7 protein-coding genes and 1 pseudogene are annotated in these 18,125 nt (G+C 69.7%); 3 read left to right on the top strand and 5 right to left on the bottom strand.

What is annotated here, in order from left to right; all coding sequences use genetic code 11:
• The first annotated feature begins 11 nt into the window (after positions 1-11).
• Complete coding sequence (locus ABD954_RS10615) at positions 12-1,256, top strand: styrene monooxygenase/indole monooxygenase family protein (RefSeq protein WP_345485655.1); 1,245 nt, start codon at positions 12-14, stop codon at positions 1,254-1,256.
• On the opposite strand, the gene ABD954_RS10610 is transcribed toward ABD954_RS10615, so the two are convergent.
• From ABD954_RS10610 to ABD954_RS10595, 4 genes are all read right to left on the bottom strand, one after another.
• Positions 1,220-2,383: a C40 family peptidase gene (locus ABD954_RS10610; protein WP_345492080.1), complete on the bottom strand. Its 1,164-nt coding sequence runs from the start codon at positions 2,381-2,383 to the stop codon at positions 1,220-1,222. The two genes, ABD954_RS10615 and ABD954_RS10610, sit on opposite strands and share 37 nt — an antisense overlap.
• Before the next feature lie 213 nt (positions 2,384-2,596).
• On the bottom strand, positions 2,597-2,890 hold the full coding sequence (locus tag ABD954_RS10605) for a hypothetical protein (protein WP_345485654.1): 294 nt from the start codon (positions 2,888-2,890) through the stop codon (positions 2,597-2,599).
• 25 nt (positions 2,891-2,915) lie between these two features.
• Entirely contained in the window at positions 2,916-3,638 is a 723-nt protein-coding gene (locus ABD954_RS10600; RefSeq protein WP_345485653.1) for a TetR/AcrR family transcriptional regulator, read from the bottom strand.
• A 262-nt stretch (positions 3,639-3,900) separates the two neighbouring features.
• Positions 3,901-4,836, bottom strand: coding sequence for an AurF N-oxygenase family protein (locus ABD954_RS10595; protein ID WP_345485651.1), 936 nt, complete (start codon positions 4,834-4,836; stop codon positions 3,901-3,903).
• A gap of 216 nt (positions 4,837-5,052) precedes the next feature.
• On the opposite strand from ABD954_RS10595, the gene ABD954_RS10590 reads away from it, so the two are divergent.
• Positions 5,053-6,171 carry a ferritin-like domain-containing protein gene (locus ABD954_RS10590; RefSeq protein ID WP_345485650.1) on the top strand — a complete coding sequence of 373 codons (1,119 nt, stop codon included), beginning with the start codon at positions 5,053-5,055 and terminating at the stop codon, positions 6,169-6,171.
• A gap of 160 nt (positions 6,172-6,331) precedes the next feature.
• Here the strand turns inward: ABD954_RS10590 and ABD954_RS10585 are convergent, their stop codons facing one another.
• Positions 6,332-9,268 (bottom strand): hypothetical protein, encoded by a 2,937-nt coding sequence (locus ABD954_RS10585; RefSeq protein ID WP_345492078.1) that lies wholly within the window; start codon positions 9,266-9,268, stop codon positions 6,332-6,334.
• A gap of 840 nt (positions 9,269-10,108) precedes the next feature.
• Here ABD954_RS10585 and ABD954_RS10580 point away from each other — a divergent pair.
• A pseudogene (locus ABD954_RS10580) lies at positions 10,109-18,111 on the top strand (ricin-type beta-trefoil lectin domain protein).
• Positions 18,112-18,125: the final 14 nt, after the last annotated feature.

The following is an 18,125-nucleotide window of genomic DNA, read 5'->3' as shown; positions in this document are numbered from 1 at the left end:
AAGGTCGCCCCATGCGGAAGATACTCATAGTCGGCGCCGGTCAGTCCGGCCTCCAGCTCGCCCTCGGACTGCAGTCCAAGGGCTACGAAGTCACGCTGATGTCCAACCGCACGGCGGACGAGATCCGTTCCGGGCGGGTCATGTCCACGCAGTGCATGTTCGACACCGCGCTCCAGCACGAGCGGGACCTCGGCATCAACTTCTGGGAGTCCCAGGCCCCCCGGATCGAGGGCCTCGGCGTCTCCGTCGCCGGCCCGGAGTCGGCCCGCGTCATCGACTGGGTCGGCAAGCTCGACGGGTACGCGCAGTCCGTCGACCAGCGGGTGAAGATGGCCGGCTGGATGGAGACCTTCGCCCAGCGCGGCGGCCAGCTCGTCATCCACGGCGCGGCCGTCGGCGACCTGGACTACTTCTCCCGCGGCTACGACCTGGTGCTCGTCGCCGCCGGCAAGGGCGAGCTGGTCTCCATGTTCGGCCGGGACGCCGCGCGTTCCCCGTACAGCGAGCCGCAGCGCGCGCTGGCCGTCGCCTATGTGCACGGCCTCGGCCCGCGGCCCGAACACCCCGACTTCGACGCGGTGCGGTGCAACCTGGTGCCGGGCGTCGGCGAGCTGTTCGTGATGCCGACCCTCACCACCTCCGGCCGCGCCGACATCCTCTTCTGGGAGGGCGTCCCCGGCGGCCCGCTCGACGTCTTCCAGGGCGTCAAGGACCCGGCGGACCACCTGGCGCTCACCCTGGGGCTGATGGAGACGTACACGCCCTGGGAGTACGCCCGCGCCACCAAGGTCGAACTGACCGACGCCGGCGGCACCCTGGCCGGCCGCTACGCCCCCACCGTCCGCAACCCGATCGGCCGGCTGCCCTCCGGCGGCCTGGTCCTCGGCGTGGCCGACGTGGTCGTGGCCAACGACCCGATCACCGGCCAGGGCTCCAACTCGGCGTCCAAGTGCGCCGCGGCCTACCTCGCCGCGATCGTGGAGCACGGCGACCGCCCCTTCGACGAGGCGTGGATGCAGGCCACCTTCGACCGCTACTGGGACACCGCCCAGCACGTCACCAAGTGGACCAACGCGATGCTCGGCGTCCCGCCGGAGCACGTCCTGAACCTCATCGGCGCGGCGGGACAGCTCCAGCCGGTCGCCGACCGCTTCGCGAACGGCTTCAACGACCCGGCCGACTTCGAGAACTTCTTCTACGAGCCGGAGAAGACGGCCGCCTACCTGGCCTCCGTCGCCCCCTCCGCCGACGCCTGAGCCCCGGACCCGTCGAAACCCTCGTCCGCGCCGTCCGTGGCTCCCTCGGGGAGCTCGGGCGGCTCGAACGTCTCCAGGGGCTCTCCGGCCGGATCGGGGCGGACCGCGCCGAGGAGGGGGTTGGCGGCGATCGGGGAGACCTTGACGCGGGCGCCGGGACGCGGGGCGTGGACCACCATGCCGTCGCCGAGGTAGAGCGCGACATGGGTGGCGTCGGGGAAGTAGACGACCAGGTCGCCGGGCCGCAGCCGGGTGAGGGGGACGCGGGGGAGGGCCGCCCACTGTTCCTGGCTGGTACGGGGCAGGGTGCGGCCGGCCGCCGCCCACGCTCGCTGGGTGAGACCCGAGCAGTCGTACGTGTCGGGGCCCTCGGCGCCCCACTCGTACGGTTTGCCGATCTGGCGCACCGCGTAGCGCAGGGCCTCGGCGCCGGCGGCGGACGGGGTGCGGGGGCCGTCGAGGGCGCCGGAGCCGAGCAGTTGGTTCTGCGCGCCGGCGGTCTGGACCTCGTCGAGGGAGGTCAGCCGGGCGAGCTGGGCGGGGGAGAGGGAGGCGAGCAGGCGCTCGACCTCGCGGAGCTTCGCCCGGGCCGTCTCCTGGTGCTTCTTCCGGCCGGCGAGGAGGGCCTGCCGCTGCTCCAGGGCCTTGCGCGAGGCCGTCGCCAGCGCGTCCGCCCGGCGTTCGGCCGCCTGGAGACGGGCGACCGCACCGGCCCGTGCGCGGGCCGCGCGGGCCACCAGGCGGCCCTGGTCGAGGGCGCGCTGAGGGTCCCGGGCGAGCAGCAGGCCGAGGTACGGGGAGAGTTCGGAGCGGCCCTGGTACTGCTGCCGCGCGAGGCGCCCGGCCTCGTCGCGGCCGCGGTCGAGGGCCCGGCGGGCCGCGGTCAGCGCGGCGGTCGTCCGCCGGGTCTCGGCGGTCTGCTCGGCCAGCGCCTCGTCGGCGGCGTTGTAGGCCTCACCGGCCCGCTCGGACTCCTGGTAGAGCGTGCGGAGCCGGGTGAGCAGCGCGGCGACGGAGGTCTCGGCGCCCTCGTCACCGGGGGCGGCCGTCGCGGCGGTTGTTCCGGCCAGGGTCGTGGTCACGGCCAGCACCGTCGTACAGACCGTGCGCAGCAGCCGTCCGGGCACGTGCACGTCACCACCTCCGAGGCGATGATGACGTGATCGATCGTGTGATGAAGCGATGATCGGGCGAGTGTTCCGCGGCCCCACTCCATCGGACCAGTGGGGCCGCCGGTTTGGACCGGCGGCGAGACCGCGGATCCGGCGCCCGCTGCGGCCCGGCCGCCAGACCCCGGCTCCGGCGCCCGCTCCGGCCCGGCCGCGGGCCCCCGGCCCCGGTCAGGCCCCGCCGTCGGCGTCCGGCCGCCGTCCTGGCTTGGACCAGGGCCACTTCAGTTCGCGACGCTCCCGGCCCTCCGGCGCGTACACGTACACCCAGCCGCGCTGCAGGCCGAGCCGCTTGGTGTAGCCGGCCGGCTCGCGGCGGTAGGCGTGGACCGTCGCGGGGTGGCCGTCGTGGGCCGGGACCGGCACCTCGTACCACTTCGGCGGGTGACCGGTCGGGCCGACCAGGACCGGCAGCACGCGGCCGTCGAGGGGGCCGCCGCGGAAGGGGGTGTTCTCGCTCTTCACCCCACCAGTGTCGCCTCCGCGCTGCTCACAGCAGGTGCGCGGCCCGGCTCACCACCGGGATCACGTTCCTGGCGAGGGTGCCGACCGGCCCCGTCGCCGTCTCCTGGGCGAGCAGCCGGGCCACCACCTGCCCGGTCTCGGCGTCGCTCGCGGCCGTCGCCGCCAGCAGCGCGACGAGGTGGTCGACGAGCCAGTCCCGCAGTTCGGCGGCCGGCGGCTGCTTCCCCTCGTCGACCCAGATCAGCGAGGCCGCCTCCACGGCGGCGATCCACGTCCGCACCATCATCGACAGCCGCGGCCCCGGCCGTCCGACCCCCAGGTGGAAGAGGATCTGCTCGGCCGCGGCCCGCCGGACCTCGTCGACGATCGCCGTCGTCCGCGAGGTCTCGGCGACGTTGCCGCCCCGCAGCAGCGCGGCGAACCCGGCGTCGTGCTGGTCCACGAAGGCCAGATAGCGGTCCAGCACCCGGGCCAGGCGCTCCGTCGGCGGCCCCTCGGGCGGCTCGGCGAAGCAGTGCTCCAGGGCGTCGGCGGAGGAGCGCAGCGCCGCCTCGTACAGCTGCTGCTTCCCGCCGGGGAAGTAGCGGTACACGAGCGGGCGCGAGACGCCGGCCGCCTCGGCGACGTCGTCCAGGGAGACGTCCTCGGGCGGCCGGTGCGCGAACAGCGACTGGGCCGCGTCGAGCAGCTGGAGCCGCCGTTCCTCGACGCTGAGCCGGCGGTACGCGGGCGAGGCGGCACTGGTCATGCCCCGCAGCGTATCCCCGCACGGACCCGGACGGGCCTGGACGGACCGTCCCCGCAGGTATCCCCGCACGGACCCGGACGGGCCTGGACGGACCGTCCCCGCAGGTATCCCCGCACGGACCGGGCCGGACCCGCACGGACCGGGCTGGACCCGCACGCACGCGGCCGGACCCGCACGCGCTCGGCCGGTCCCGCACGCGCTCGGCCGGACCCGGCCGGACCGCCGAGGACGGAGGGGCATCGGCGATCCCTGCCCCGCCCCCTCAGGCCAGCAGTCCCGACGCCTTCCACAGCCGCCGCCCCGCGCCCCGCAGCACGCCGATGTCGTCCAGGAAGTCGGTGAGCCGCTTCGCACCGGACTGCATCACCTCGCGGCGGTGGCCGCTCGCCCGGACCTGGGCGAGGGCCTCACGGCGGTCCAGACCCACGTTGTCGTAGACGGCAGGGTTGATGAAGCACGTGGAGAAGACGCGCGCGGCCTCGCCGCAGCTGAGGCGGGTGAACTCCTGCTCCCAGCGCGGGGCGGTGATCATCTGGCGGCGCAGCTCCTCGCGGGCGTAGCGCACGTGGCGGGCCTCCTCGACCACGTGGATGCGGGTGACGCCGCGGACGAGGGACTGGACGCGCTCGTCCGGGAAGGTCAGGCGCTGCATCCAGTCCAGGATCTCCTCGCCGAGGAGGGTCGCCGCGAAGGAACCGGGGGTGGTGGAGACCGTCTTCAGGAGGCGGGCGAGGTTGTGGTAGATCCGCGGCACCGGGTACTCGGGCGCGCCGCCGCGCCTGATCAGCCGGGCGAACATCATCGAGTGCCGGCACTCGTCGGCTATCTCGGTCAGGGCGTAGCGCACGTGGCTGCTGGTGAGCGACTTGTCGTAGATGTGCCGGACGAGCAGCTGCATCAGGATGATCTCGAACCAGATGCCGAGGGAGGCGAGCGAGGCGGCCTCGTGGCGGGAGAGGTCGATCCGCTGTTCCTCGGACATCTTCCGCCACAGCGGGGTGTCGTAGAGCGAGACCAGCTCCGGCGGCCAGAACCACTTGCCGTCCTCGAAGGGACTGTCCCAGTCGAGTTCGGTCTCGGGGTCGAAGGAGTGCTTGAGGGAGGACTCCAGGAGCCGCTCGGCGACCTGCTCGCGGTCGCGCAGCGGACCCAGGGCGTCCCGGAGGCGGGTGAAGTCGGGCTCGGTGAGACTGGCCATGACGGGAGGCACCTCGCTGGGGGAGGACGGACGGCTGCTCGTGCGGGTCCTGAGGCCGGCCGGTGCCGCGGCCCAGGGGACGGACGGCGGGCGGTGCCGGGCGGCGACATTTATAAGACTCCCCGTCAGTAACGCCGTCAATCCCTCGCGTGCGACTTGTTGACCCTGCGTCTACCAACGTGTGAGCCTGCTGGAAACCGTCGGAAGGAGCCGTCAGTGTCGACGCACGACCTCTACGCGCAGCCCCCGAAGGAGTCCGTCTGGCAGGTGCCGGCCACCGGCGCCGCCCGCTTCAACTGGTCCTACGACATGGCGGACGACGGACGCGACCGGCTCCTCGCCCTCTACCAGAAGGGCAAGGACAAACAGTGGGACGGGGCCACCCGCATCGACTGGGACCTGGAGGTCGACCCGTACGACCCGCTCGGCACCCCGGACGAGGCCATGTCCCTGTACGGCACCCGCCACTGGGGCAGGCTCACCGACAAGGACAAGGGCGAGCTGCGCCGGCACTACTCCTCCTGGCAGTTCAGCCAGTTCCTGCACGGCGAGCAGGGCGCGATGATCTGCGCCGCCCGGATCGTCGAGTCCGTGCCCGACCTGGACGCCAAGTTCTACTCGGCGACGCAGGTCATGGACGAGGCCCGGCACGCCGAGATCTACGCCCGCTTCCTGCACGAGAAGATCGGCACCCTCTACCCGATCAACGACAACCTGCAGAGCCTCCTCGGCGACACCCTGCGCGACTCCCGCTGGGACATGCCCTACCTCGGCATGCAGGTGCTCATCGAGGGCCTCGCGCTCGCCGCCTTCGGCATGATCCGGGACACCACCAACAAGCCGCTGCCCAAGCAGATCCTCGCGTACGTGATGCAGGACGAGGCCCGGCACGTGGCCTTCGGGCGGATGGCGCTGCGCGACTACTACCGGCAGCTCACCGACGCGGAACTGCGCGAGCGCGAGGAGTTCGTCATCGAGGGCTGCTATCTGATGCGGGACCGGCTGCGCGGGGTGGAGGTCCTGGAGAACTTCGGCATCCCGAGGAAGGAGGCGGAGGAGCTCAGCGAGCAGAGCGAGTTCCTGCACCTGTTCCGCAAGCTGCTGTTCAGCCGGATCGTGCCCTGCGTCAAGGACATCGGGCTGTGGGGCGAGCGCCTGCAGAAGGCCTACCTCGACATGGGCGTTTTCGACCTCGGCGACTCCAACCTGGACCTGCTGATGTCCCAGGACGAGGAGGTCGCCGAGGCGCTGGACCGCGAACGGTTCGCGGCGGAGGAGCGGGCGCGGGTCGCGGAGGTGGCGGAGGCGATCGCGGAGGGCGAGGCGGCCTCGTAGCGGACGCCCGCGCCTGTCCCCGCGTACGGGAAGGGGCGAGCCCGGCCGTACGGGAAAGGGGCGAGCCCCGGCCGCAACCGTACGGAAAAGGGGCGAGCCCCGGTCGCCTGCGCGAGGCAGGCGACCGGGGCTCGGTGTTCTGGTCAGCGGGCGGCCGGGATCAGCCGAACGCCTTCACCGTCTTCCAGTCGACGGACAGGACCGTCTTGACCGGAGCGTTGGTGTTGGTGGTGGACGGGTAGTACAGCCTGATGTTGCCGGTGGCGCCGTCACGGACCCAGATGTCCGGCACGCCGTCCTTGTTGACGTCGGGGATGCCGATCGCGGCCGTGACGTTGGTGCCGGTCCAGTTGGTGCCGAACTGGACGTCGCCGTTGGCCGAGTTGGCCGCCAGCTTGATCGACTCCAGGTCGACGCTGCCGGCGACCGCACCGGGCTTGCCGTGGCGGACGTACATGTTGCCGTTCTCCACGTTGCGCCACAGCAGGTCGGGCGTGTTGTCCTTGTTCATGTCCGCGATGTTGACGATGTCGCGGGCGGTGCTGGCCCAGGCCGAGCCCTCCATGAGGGTGGCGGTCTGGAAGCTGGCACCGGTGTAGCCGGACAGGATCCAGAACGCGGTACCCGCGCGGATGGCGAGGTCGGCGTGCTTGTCGCCCGTGATGTCGCCGATCGCCTTCATCTGCGTCCACGTCGACGGCGCGGGCGCGTTGGAGGGCAGGCGGATCTTGATGCGGTGGTCGACGTTGAACGTGCCGTAGCCGTCACCGGGGTAGAGCCAGAACTGCTTGTCCGGGGTGACCGCGAACAGGTCGGTCGACCCGTCGCCCGGGTAGACGTCGTTGTAGTGCGCGATCAGCGAGCCGGTGCCGGCGGCGTCGACCCAGTGGTTCGCCGGGTTGACCTTCTTGCCGGCGGTGACGTAGGAGGCGTCGAGGCAGCTGTAGAGCTCGCCACCGGTGCCGGGAACGGCCGGGTCGGCGGGGGCGCCGACGCAGTTCTTGAGCCGGCCGTCCGCGTAGAGGACGAGCAGGTCGGCGATGTTGTCGCCGCCGGTGTCCATCGGGCCGTCGGCGGTGTCGCGCGGCGGCAGGTAGAAGCTGTAGTCGCCGCGGAGGCTCTGGTTGCCGTTGGCGTCGTAGGCGTAGACGTTGATCTGGGTCGGGCCGGCGTGCGGCGGGGTGACGTTGGTGATCGTCACCTTGCCGTTGACCGGCGGCGGAGCGTCGACGTAGCCCTGGCCCTCGAAGCCGTAACGGAACTTCGTGGCGCCGGCGGCGGTGAAGGTGAAGTCACCGGGCTTGCCGAAGTTGACCTTCGCCCAGGTCGCGCCGTCGTTCGTGGCCTCGGTGAACACCGTGCTGGTGATGTCGGGCTGCGGCGGGGCGGTGGGGTCGACGGTGAGGTGGCACGGATAGTCGCCGTTGGGGTAGAAGGTCGAGGTGGACTTCGGGTCCGGGTACGTGGCGTCCTCGGAGCGCACGTCCCACTTGAAGAGCGTGTTCGCCGTGAGGTCCTTCAGCAGCGGGTCGGTCGCCTCGATGACCATCTGCCCGTATCCGGTGGAGGAGCTGATGGTGGCGACGTACTCCTTCTTGGTGGTGCTGCCGTCCTTCCAGAAGCGGAACCGCAGCTTCGGGATCTCGCTGTCCGGGTCGGTGGCCTTGGCCTTCAGCGTGATGGTCGTACGGCCGATCAGCATGGTGTTCGTCGGGCCCGGGACACAGGTGCCGCCCGGGGACGAGATGCCGACGCTCGGCTGGTTCGGGGGACGGTTGAACACGCCCTCGATGCGGGCACCGGTCGCGGCGAACTTGCGCCACGTGAGGGTGTCGGTCTCGGTCGTGGCCCGCATGCCGAGGGTGATGGTGCTCCAGCCCTTGTCCGCGGCCTCCTGGGCCGCGGAGGTGACGGTGAAGTACTCCCACGCGTCGGGGCAGCCCGTCGAGGACCAGCCGTGCGCGAAGGACTTCTTGTGCAGGACCCGCGACCAGGCCGGCTGGGCGTTCCACGTCGTGCCGGTGGAGATGCCGCCCGTCAGCCAGAACTCCATCTGGCGCTCGGTGCAGGAGTAGGAGTGGTTGTTCAGGATCTTGAAGGTGGCCCAGTCGAAGTGCGCACCCTTGTAAGCGGTGTCGAACTTCATCCGCCAGAAGGAGCGGGCGAGACCACCGGTGTCCTTCTCGTAGCCGACGCGGGCGTCGGAGGTGCCGGAGGAGAAGTTCGTCCCGTTCCAGAAGCTGGAGTTCGGGTACTTCTTGTACGCCACCGTCCACCCGGCCCACGGGCTGTTGAGCGGCGGGTCGATGAACACCGGGAACGTGGTGTCCTCGGCCGTGAGCAGGCCCGAGGCCGCCACGTTCAGACCGAGCGCCGCCGTGCCGGTGCCTTCACCATCGAGGGTGACGGGAAGCTGGGCCGACTTGGCGCCCGGTTCGATGCCGGTCAGGCCGGAGAGCTTGAGCACGTCGGCCGTCGAGGCGGTGGACGTGCGCTGCGGGGTGCCCTGGGGCAGCTCGGGGTCGCGGCCGGCCGAGTCCCAGGCGAACGGGGTCGGGATGCTGCCGACCTCCTGGCCGCGCTTGTCGACGACCTGGATGCGGTTCGCCTTGGCGTCCTGGCGGAAGACGGCCGTCTTCGAGCGCAGGCCGTACGAGACGGTCGCGAGGGCCTTGTTCGAGGCGGCCTGCTTGTCCTTGACGATGAGGAGCTGGCCGAAACCGCCGTCCGTGCGCACGATCAGCAGCAGGTCGACGCCGGGGAAGACCTCCGGGTAGAGGGCGCGCGGGCCGTCGAGCACCGGCTCGGGCAGGGTGCCCGGCCAGGTGTAGGCGATGGTGTGGCCGTCCAGGTCGATCTCGGCGAGAACGGTCTCGCCGGTCAGCGGCGCGCGGACGTACGAACGGTCGGCGCGGACGGCGGACCGGCTCCCAGCCGCGAAGCGCACCGGTACGGCGGCGTTGACGGGGCGGATGGCAAGGGCACCCGCGCCCGCCGTCCGGCGCAGCGTGGTGTCGATCGGCGCCCACGTGCCCTGCGCGTTCTTCGCGCGCTGGGGCATGACGTCGATCTGGGTGCGCATCTTGCCGTTGGGCATCGCCCACAGCAGCCGGGTCTGGGTGGTCGCCGTGTCGACGAGCACCTGCTTCCCGGTCCGCCTGGCCTCGGCCGCGGCGGCGGCCTCGTCACGCGGACCGGTCGACGCCTGCGTGGCGTCGGTGGGTCGGGGCCCTTGGGCCGTGGTGGAGTCGCTCGGCTGCCACCAGGGCAGCAGAGCAGCGGTGAGTGCGGCCAGAACGAGGCCGAGAGTGAGCGTCAGCCGTGTGCGCGTGCGCACGAATGGGCTGAGAAGACGAGGCGGCGGCGCGGACACGGCGGTCTACTCCCGTGAAGACGGATGGTGGACAGCACAGATGGCCCCGACGGACAGACCGCGGGGCATAAGGCGCGCACACGATCACACGGCGGGCAGGCCACGTCCACATCTGAAGACTTTATGAAGACGTTATGGGGCCCTGTGGAAGAATCTGTGACCCCGTCAGGACGTGGCTATTCGGCTGTTTTGGTGGAGCGTTAGATTCCCGATGCCCGATTCGCCTGATTCAGGGTAAAGGTCTACACCATCGCGCTCTGGGGGCAAACAGGGCGTGACCAATCTCATCTTCACACCCTGGCGCTCCCGGGAACCGATCTTGTAAATGCGCCGGACATGACAGAGAGTGCGCACGCACGCGCCTGAACAACAGGCGCGTGCTTTTGGTGTTTCCGCACCTCATCCCCGTTGTCTTGTTCGTCTGGGTGGGAGTCGACGCGTATGCGTGCTTCAGGTCCACTGTCATGGCTCGGGCGGGATCGCCTAGCCATGACAGAGTCACAACGACGGCGCCGTCGGCGAAGCCGCGCGGCGATCGTCCTATTGCTGTCATCGACATTGACGGTGACGAGCCTGGGGTCGCAGGCCCTGGCCGTCCCCGGCGACGGGATGAGCCGTGAGGAGACGACCTCCCAGGTCGACCTCCCGGACATCCCGAAGAGCACCACCCTGCCGGAGGACACGGAGGCTCCCAAGGAGCTGACCACGGCGGACGAGAAGCCGATCACGCCGTACGCGCCGGTCGCCACGGACCCGTGGGCGGCGGACGCGGGCAAGGCGGACCCGGCGACGGCCCCGGCCGGAACCACCGTCCAGGTCGTGAACCCGACGACCTCGACCCTCCTGCCGGTCGGTGTCGGTGTACCGGCGGGCCAGGACCCGGCGGCGATCGCCGGTGACTGGCAGGTCGCCGTCAAGGCGACCACCACGTCCGAGGACACCGGCGTGCCCGGCATGATCATGGAGATCGTGCCCCCGGCGACGGCCGACCCGGCGGCCCAGGTGCTCGTCGACGTCGACACCACCGCCTTCGAGGACCGCTACGGCCAGCTGGCCGCCGAACGCTTCGGCCTCGTCCTGCTGCCGAGCTGTGTCATCGACTCTCCGGAGACCGGCGACTGTGCGCCCGACACGGGCGTCGAGACGATGGCCGGCGAGAACGAGCCGGACCTCGAGGTCGAGCGGCTGCGCAGCACCGTCAAGGAGGTGCCGGCGGCCAAGACGAAGCTGAAGGGCACGTCCGGCAAGACCAAGAACGCCGCGACCCGCCAGATCCTCTCCGGCACGATCCCGGTCGCGAACCTGCTGCCCGACGAGGACACCTCCAAGGTCTCGGGCGCCTCGGCGCGCAAGGCCGCCTTCTCGGAGAACGTGGGCGCCAACGGCCGCCAGGTCGTCGGCGCGATGGACACCGGCTCCTCGGCGTCCGGCGACTTCACCGCCACGCCGCTGCTGTCCTCCGGCTCCTGGGCGGCGGGTTCCTCCAACGGCGCCTTCACCTACTCGTACCAGGTGCAGGTCCCGGAGACCGCCGGCGGCCTGATGCCGAAGGTCAACCTGTCGTACAACTCCCAGTCGGTCGACGGCCGCACCTCGGCGTCGAACAACCAGGCCTCCTGGATCGGTGACGGCTGGGACTACAACCCGGGCTCGATCACCCGGTCGTACAACAACTGCCGCCAGGACTCCAAGCGGACCGGGGCGAACAACAAGGACCACAAGACGGCCGACCTGTGCTGGGGCTCGGAGAACGCCACCCTCTCGCTGGGCGGCTCGACCACCGAGCTGGTGTGGGACGACACCAAGAACCAGTGGTTCACCGCCAACGGTGACGGCTCGAAGATCGAGCGCATCAAGGACACGTCCAAGGACCCGCGCTCGGGCCTGAAGGACGCGGACGGCGAGTACTGGGTCGTCACCACCAAGGACGGCACCCGCTACCACTTCGGTCTGAACAAGCTCCCGGCTGGTCGGACAACGGCACCGCCGCCGACGACCCGTACACCGACTCCGTGCTCGCCGTGCCGGTCTACGGCAACCACTCGGGTGAGCCCTGCTACGCGGGCACCGGGACCACCGGCTGGAAGAACTCCTCCTGCCTCCAGGCCTGGCGCTGGAACCTCGACTACGTCGAGGACATCCACGGCAACGCCATGTCCCTCTGGTACGCGCGCGAGCAGAACTACTACGCGAAGAACTTCTACTTCAAGGGCCCGGTCAAGTACCACCGCGGCAGCTACCTGAAGCACATCTACTACGGCCAGCGCAAGGACACGCTCTTCTCCGCGGAGGCCCCGGCGCGCATCGGCTTCACCGTCGCCGAGCGCTGCTTCCCCGAGGCGGGCCTGACCTGCACGGACGCCAACGACACGGTCGACCACTTCACGGACAAGGACCCGGGCAAGTACCGCATCTGGTACGACACCCCGGCCGACCTGAACTGCAAGGCCGTCACCTCGACGTACACCCGCAAGTGCTGGAACGCCGGTCCGACCTTCTGGACCCGCAAGCGCCTGGACAAGATCACCACCTCCGCGCAGCGCCTCACCAGCACCACCGCGCGTCAGGTCGTCGACGAGTACCAGCTCAAGCAGAGCTTCCCGGTCCTGAAGACCGGCGCCAACACGGCCCTGTGGCTGGAGTCGATCCAGCGCACCGGCTACGGCCGCAACGGCACCACCGACGCGTCGGTGAAGCTGAACGCCGTGCGGTTCGAGTCGAACTCCGACGACATGCCGAACCGCGTCTACCGCGGCGACCCCGCGACCGACCCGCGGCCCGGTTTCTCTCGTCTGCGCATCGCCCGCGTCGTCAACGAGTACGGCGGCGAGACGGCGGTCACCTACAAGCCCCGCACGCCCGAGTGCACCGACAGCACCAAGCTGCCGGGCAAGACCGAGACCGCGGCGCTGAAGTCCAACACCCGGCTGTGCTACCCGGTGTTCTGGCACCCGGACGCCGAGGTCGAGGACATCGACTGGTTCAACAAGTACGTGGTCGACACGATCGAGGAGCTGCCGAACGTTCCCGGCTCGTACTCGACGCTGACGGCGTACGACTACAAGAACGCCGGCTGGAAGCTGGCCGAGGCCGAGTTCACCAAGAAGTCGACCCGGACCTACTCCCAGTTCGCCGGCTTCGAGCAGACCACGGTCACCACCGGTGAGCGCAAGGCCGGCGCCGACAGCGGCGAGGGCACCACTCCCGGTGAGGACGTCCCCGGCGCCGAGGGCCCGAAGACGAAGGCCGTCACCCGCTTCTACCGCGGCATGGGCGACACCGTCCCCGTGAAGGACATCCACGGCAACGCGATCACGTACAACGGCCAGCCCGTGTACGACCGCGAGGCCTTCGCCGGCCGCATCCTCGAAGAGCTGTCCTACTCCAACGCGACGGACGCGGACACCGAGTGGCTGACCCGCAGCATCACGATCCCGCAGGCCACCGAGCTGGCCCGCCGTGACCTCGGCGACGGCCTGAGCCCGCTGCAGGCGTGGCGGGTGACCGAGCCGGAGGAGATCGCGTACACGAAGTCGTCGGGCACGGGTGACGACACGCGGACGCTGCGGACGGTCAAGAGCCACACGACCTACGAGTCGACGCACGGTCTGCCGACGCTGGTGGAGAGCCTCGGTGACACGGGGAAGACCGGTGACGAGTCCTGCACCAAGCTGGAGTACCTGCACAACACGGCCAAGAACCTGATCGGTCTGTCGAAGCAGGTCCTCGTCTCCCCGACCACCTGCGCCACTGCCAACTGGGCCGACCTCACCACGCTGAGCGGTGCCGCCCGGACGGCGTACGACGGAACCGCGTACGGCACCGCCCTCGGCTCCACGAGCCGTGGTCTGGCCACGGAGTCCTGGTCGCTGAACGGCACCGGCACCGACTTCCAGTCCAGCGGCACGACCGTCTTCGACGCTGTCGGCCGTGTCACCAAGGTGATCGACCCGGACCTCAAGGAATCGGCGATCACCTACGACCCGCCCACGGGTCAGGTATTCAAGATCACCCAGACCAACCCTCTGGGCCACACTCAGGTCCAGGAGCTGGAGCCGGGCCGCGCGGTCACGCTGAAGACGACCGACGCCAACGGCCACGTCAGCGAGGCGAAGTTCGACCCGCTGGGCCGTCTCAGCGAAGCCTGGGCCCCGGGGCGCACCACGGGCGTGCCGGACTTCAGGGCCGAGTACACGATCCCTGAGCCGGTTCCGGACACCTCCGACCCGGACGGCGGAGAGACCCGCAAGCCTCCGTACATCACCACGTACGCGCGTGGTTACGAGAACCGGATTCAGAAGTCGGTCACGATCTTCGACGGCCTGGGCCGCGAGCGGCAGTCGCAGGAGGAGGCGGACGGCGGCGGCCGTCTGATCACCGACACGCTGTACAACAGCGCCGGTGAGGTCTACCAGACCAACAACGCCTACCTGAACCAGGACGCCCCGAGCGGTGAGCTGTTCACCCCGCTGGCGGACACCACCGTCCCGAACATCACCCGCTACAAGTACGACGGCCTCGGCCGCGTGCTCGAGGAGATGCCGGTCCTCAAGGTCAAGCTCACGGGCACGACCGAGGCCATCTCGCAGGAAGTCCCGGAGAAGGCCGTCCGCTACGAGTACGGCCCGGACTGGTCGAAGGTGACCCACCCGCAGGGCACCTCGTCCTACCGGGTGTACACCGACGCGATCGGCCGCACCGTCCGTACGGACTCCTTCAACCCGGCTGCGCCCGAGTACACCTCGCCGACGGGCGTCAAGGAGCGCTACACGTCGACGCGCTACGAGTACGACAAGCGCGGCCAGCTGGCGAAGGCGACGGCATCGGCCGACCCGACCCACCCGTGGACGTGGACGTACGACAAGCGCGGCCGGCTGGTGACCGCGACGGACCCCGACACCGGCACCACGGAGACCAAGTACGACCACCGTGACCGGCCGCTGACCGTCACGAACGCCCGCGGCACCCTGTGGAACGGCTATGACGTGCTGTCCCGTCCCACGCAGCAGCGTGAGACGGACGCCAACGGCAAGCTCCTGGCCGAGTTCTCCTACGACTCGGTGCCAGGCGGCAAGGGCATGCCCGCCACCGCCACCCGCTACACCGACGGCCTGGCCTACGTCCAGAAGGTCAACGGCTACACCAAGGAGTACCAGCCGACCTCGACCACGCTGACCCTGCCCGACACGGTCGTCGGCACCTGGGGTCTGCAGAAGGACTACACCTACAGCTACACCTACTCCGACAACGGCATGCTGGACGAGGCGACTCTGCCGAAGGTCGGCAGGTTCGACGCGGAGAAGCTGGTCGTCCGGTACAACGAGGACGGCAAGCCGGTCTCGATCTCGGGCAAGGACTGGTACGGCTCGGAGACCGTCTACTCGCCGTACGGCCAGGTCATGCGCTCCACCCTGGGCTCGCTGCCCTACCGCGTGTGGGCGCAGAACTCGTACGACGAGTCCACCGGTGAGCTGCAGAACCAGCAGGTCTACCGTGAGAAGACCGACCCCACGGTGGTCTCCGGCAACCTGGTGTCCAACCGTTCCTACACCTACGACCCCTCCGGCAACGTCACGGGTATCCATGAGGCGGCCACCGGGATCGAGGAGCGGCAGTGCTTCGCCTATGACCCGCTGGGTCAGCTGAAGGAGGCCTGGACCTCCAAGGACCAGACCGCCTGTACCACCCCGAAGAACACCGACGGCACGCTGAACGTCGCGTCCGGAACGGACAACTCCGGCTACTGGCAGCAGTACGAGTACGACCTGCTGGGCAACCGGAAGAAGCTCGTCGAGAAGGACCTGTCGGGCAACGCGGCCAAGGACGCCACGACCGACTACGCCTACGGCAAGGCGGACGGCTCCCAGCCGCACACGCTCACCAAGGTGTCGAAGACCTACACCACCCCCGCGGGGGCGCAGGTCAAGGCAGAGGCCGAGCGGCTCTACGAGCTGACCGGTGAGACCAAGCAGATCACCTCGATCCAGAACGGCGACAAGCAGACGCTGACCTGGACGCACGATGGCCAGGTCGACCGGATCACCGGGGCGGGTACCGGCGGCAAGACCCCGTACGTGGGTCTGACCGACAAGTGCCTCGACCTCAAGTCCGGCCTCCCGGCCGCGGCGCAGCCGGTCCAGCTGTATGGCTGCAACGGCTCCGTCGCCCAGAACTGGAAGTTCACCCCGACCCCGGCCGCCGTGGGCGGGACGCAGACCGACCCCAACCGGGGAACCATGTCGGTCTACGACGACTGGTGCCTCCAGCCGGCGGCCAACACGGCCGGCTCGGCAGTCCAGATCCAGAAGTGCAACGGCAGCGCCGCGCAGGAGCTCAAGCGCACCACCGTGGGGCAGCTGACCCACGTGGCCTCCGGCCTGTGCCTGGCGGTCCAGGCCGCCAACTCGGCGAACTCCACGCCGATCGTCCTGGCCACCTGTGACGGCGCGTCCGCCGCACAGCTGTGGGCGCCGCAGAACGACACCCGTCACATCTACAGCCCCGGTGGTGAGCGACTGCTGACCATCAAGGGCAAGACGGCGACGCTGCACCTGGGTGAAGCCGAGGTGACCGTCCAGCAGGGCGGCGTCCTGGTCAACAGCCAGCGCACCTACTCCACCCCTGGTGGACAGGTCATGCGTTACGCCTACGGCACGGGTGGTGAGCAGCTGGTCGCCCTGACCACTGACCACCAGGGTTCGACCTACGCCGAAGTCGCCCTGAGCGGCACGATGGCGGTGCGGATCCGCAAGCAGGACCCCTTCGGCAACCAGCGCGGCACCAGCACCGTCGGTGTCAACCTGCAGGCCCACACCGGGTTCCTCGGCAAGACCAGGGACGATGCCTCTGGCTTCCAGCCGCTCGGCGCACGCCTGTACGACCCGGTGGTCGGACGCTTCCTGTCCGCCGACCCGCTGATGGACCTGAACGATCCGCAGCAGTCCAACGGGTACGTCTACGCCCACAACAACCCGGTGACGTTCGACGACCCGACGGGTCTGGCCATCACCCTGACCGCTTCCGAGCGGGCCGCGGCCCTCGCGGGTGCGGGCCTGTCCGCGGCGCAGGTCGCGCAGGCGCAGGCGATGCAGGGCAAGTCGCTGTCCTCGGTGATCCTCTCGATCGCCTGGGAGACGCTGAAGGACTTCATCGGCATCAACGACGCCATGGCGTGCTTCGGCGGTGACATGTGGTCCTGTGCGGGCCTCATCATCGACGCGATTCCGTGGACGAAGCTCGGCAAGATCCCGTCGGTCATCAAGGCGGTCAACCGCACGATCGAGGCGATCAAGGCGTTCAAGGCCGCCAAGAAGGCAGCCGAGGCGGTCCTGAAGGCGGCCAAGGCAGCCGAAGCCGCAGCCTTGAAGGCCAAGAAGGCCGCTATCGAAAAGGCCAAGAAGGAGGCCGCGCAAAGAGCCAAGAAGAAGGCAGCCGAGCAGGCCAAGAGAAAGGCCGATGCGGCAGCCGCCGCGAAGAAGAAGACCGGTAACCCGGTTCAGAAGCAGTCCCAGTCCAAGGCCGCACCGAAGTCCTCCTCCCAGCCCAAGAGCAGCGGTGGCGGCAAGGGCGGTGGCGGCGGCAAGGTCAGCACCAGCAAGCCCGGTGGCTCCTCCGGCGGTTCGTCCCGCTCCAGCGGTGGCTCCAGCGGTGGCGGCGGCTCCGGCAAGTCCGGCTGCAACAGCTTCGTGCCGGGCACGAAGGTGCTGATGGCCGACGGCTCCACCAAGCCGATCGAGAAGGTCAGGACCGGCGACAGAGTCATCGCGACCGACCCGGTGACCGGGGAGACCCGCGTCGAGACGGTCACCGCGGAGATCAAGGGCCAGGGCCTCAAGCACCTGGTCAAGGTCACCATCGACACCGATGGCAAGGCCGGTGCGAAGACGGCCCAGATCACGGCGACCGACGGCCACCCCGTCTGGGTTCCCGAGCTGCGCGACTGGATCAAGGCCACCGACCTGAAGTCGGGCCAGTGGCTCCAGACCAGCGCCGGCACGTACGTGCAGATCACGTCCGTCCAGCGTTGGACCGCTCCGTCGGCGACCGTCCACAACCTCACCGTCAGCGATCTCCACACGTACTACGCGCTGGCGGGGGCGACCTCGCTCCTGGTCCACAACGACACCTGCCCGACGGGTGGCGAAGAAGGCGGTCAGGGTGGCGGCGATGGCATCCAGAACTGGGCGCCGGACCACTACGCGGACGAGGAGATCGCGGCTCGTGCCACCGACATGAACGACCTCGGAGCGTTCTTCGAGGTTCCTGCGGAAGTCCACGAACTGGTGGCCAGGTACCGGGCGAATCCCAACATGCGTCCGCGGGAAGGAAACGCTCGTGACGGCTGGGACCACTTCGAGGGCCGCGATCTCAATCCCCGTATGCGGGCCCAGTGGGCTTCATGGATGGGCAGGGAAAACGGAGCACTGATCTACTGGAACGGTAGGAACGGCAACCAGACCAGGATCATGGTCCACCCATCGAATGGACAGATCGCCTGGTTCCGTATTACGAACGGCGGTCACAACTACTCCACGCCACGTATCTACAACGGCCTCTGGGGCAGGTAGTAGCTTAGGAACGG

The organism is Streptomyces roseoviridis, assembly GCF_039535235.1.
GTDB lineage: Bacteria > Actinomycetota > Actinomycetes > Streptomycetales > Streptomycetaceae > Streptomyces > Streptomyces roseoviridis.
Note: the sequence above shows the minus strand (reverse complement) of the source record. Positions and strands in the feature narration are given on the sequence as shown.